The organism is Stenotrophomonas sp. YIM B06876 (genome assembly GCF_030711595.1).
Lineage (GTDB): Bacteria > Pseudomonadota > Gammaproteobacteria > Xanthomonadales > Xanthomonadaceae > Stenotrophomonas.
Window position 1 is genome coordinate 1 of the sequence record NZ_JAUJUJ010000156.1, and the last position, 1,820, is coordinate 1,820.

A 1,820-nucleotide genomic window follows, 5' to 3' on the forward strand; every position below is an offset into this window, starting at 1 on the left:
CGCGCCGCTGAGCGTCTACGGACGCACCAAGCTCGAAGGTGAGCAGCTGATCCAGCAATCGGGCGCCAAGCACCTGATCCTGCGCACCAGCTGGGTCTACGCCGCGCGCGGCGGCAACTTCGCCAAGACCATGTTGCGCCTGGCGCAGGAGCGCGAGCGCCTCACCGTCATCGACGACCAATGGGGCGCCCCGACCGGTGCCGACCTGCTCGCCGACGTGACCGCGCACGCCATCCGGCACTTGCAGCAGCGTCCGCAGGACGCCGGCCTGTACCATTTGGCGGCCGCTGGCGAGACCAACTGGCATTTGTACGCAAAATACGTTCTGGCCCAGGCTGCACAAGCGCAAGCAGCTATAAAAATCAAAGCGACCGAAGTGGCGCCCGTGCCGACCAGCGCGTTCCCCACGCCCGCCGTGCGCCCGCACAACTCGCGCCTCGATACGCGCAAGCTGCAAACCACCTTCGGCCTCACGCTGCCGCACTGGCAACAAGGCGTGGCGCGCATGCTCGCCGAAATTCTCTGAGAAACGAAACACCCATGACCGCACGCAAAGGCATCATCCTCGCCGGAGGCTCCGGCACCCGCCTGCACCCGGCCACGCTGGCCATCAGCAAGCAGCTGCTGCCGGTGTACGACAAGCCGATGATCTACTACCCGCTCAGCACCCTGATGCTCGCGGGCATCCGCGACATCCTCATCATCAGCACCCCGCAAGACACGCCGCGCTTCGAGCAACTGCTCGGCGACGGCAGCCAGTGGGGCATCCGCCTGCAATACGCCGTGCAGCCCAGCCCTGACGGCCTGGCACAGGCGTTCATCATTGGTGAGCGTTTCCTGGACGGCGCGCCCAGCGCGCTGGTGCTCGGAGACAATATTTTTTACGGCCATGACCTGGCAACCCTGCTCTCCAACGCCGACGTCAAGGAGCAGGGCGCCACGGTGTTTGCCTACCATGTCCAGGATCCCGAGCGCTACGGCGTGGTGGATTTCAATGCCGATGGCGAAGCCTTGAGCATCGAAGAAAAGCCGCTCCAGCCCAAATCCAACTTTGCCGTCACGGGGCTGTATTTCTACGATGCAGAGGTTGTTGAGATCGCCAAAAAAGTCCAGCCCAGTGCAAGAGGCGAACTGGAAATCACCACCGTCAACCAAGCCTATCTGGCCCAGGGGAAACTCACTGTGCAACGTATGCAGCGAGGCTACGCGTGGCTGGATACCGGCACCCATGACAGCCTGCTCGATGCCGGGCAGTTCATCGCCACGCTGGAACAGCGCCAGGGCTTGAAGATTGCCTGCCCGGAAGAGATTGCCTGGCGCAATGGCTTTATCGCCGCCGAGCAAGTCGAGCGGCTCGCCAAGCCTCTGGCCAAGAGCGGCTATGGGCAATACCTGTTCCGTTTGCTGGAACAGGGCAAGGCGGGCCATTGATCTCTTCTTGAGCTCCCGCGCGGCCAAGCCCCGGGAGGCTGTGCAAAAGAGGATTCAATGCCGTGCCTTGGGCGACGCGGCCGCTGCAGGCAGGCCGGCGCTGGTTCCATTTTTCAATCGAGCGTGCAGCGAAGGACTGCCGCAGACGGTGCTTGTTGCACGGNGTCGAGCGGCTCGCCAAGCCTCTGGCCAAGAGCGGCTATGGGCAATACCTGTTCCGTTTGCTGGAACAGGGCAAGGCGGGCCATTGATCTCTTCTTGAGCTCCCGCGCGGCCAAGCCCCGGGAGGCTGTGCAAAAGAGGATTCAATGCCGTGCCTTGGGCGACGCGGCCGCTGCAGGCAGGCCGGCGCTGGTTCCATTTTTCAATCGAGCGTGCAGCGAAGGACT

The 1,820-nt window shown here is 63.4% G+C and carries 2 protein-coding genes; both read left to right on the plus strand.

What is annotated here, in order from left to right; translation table 11 throughout:
* Positions 1-526 (plus strand): sugar nucleotide-binding protein (locus QZH66_RS15630; RefSeq protein ID WP_305806823.1); only part of this gene is annotated, 526 nt, incomplete at its 5' end.
* Between the two features lie 14 nt (positions 527-540).
* Positions 541-1,431 (plus strand): glucose-1-phosphate thymidylyltransferase RfbA, encoded by an 891-nt coding sequence (gene rfbA / locus QZH66_RS15635; RefSeq protein WP_305806824.1) that lies wholly within the window; start codon positions 541-543, stop codon positions 1,429-1,431.
* Positions 1,432-1,820: the final 389 nt, after the last annotated feature.

Coding starts and splice junctions, on each gene's coding strand:
- rfbA (WP_305806824.1), top strand. CDS start 541: ATGACCGCACGCAAAGGCATCATCCTCGCCGGAGGCTCCGGCACCCGC.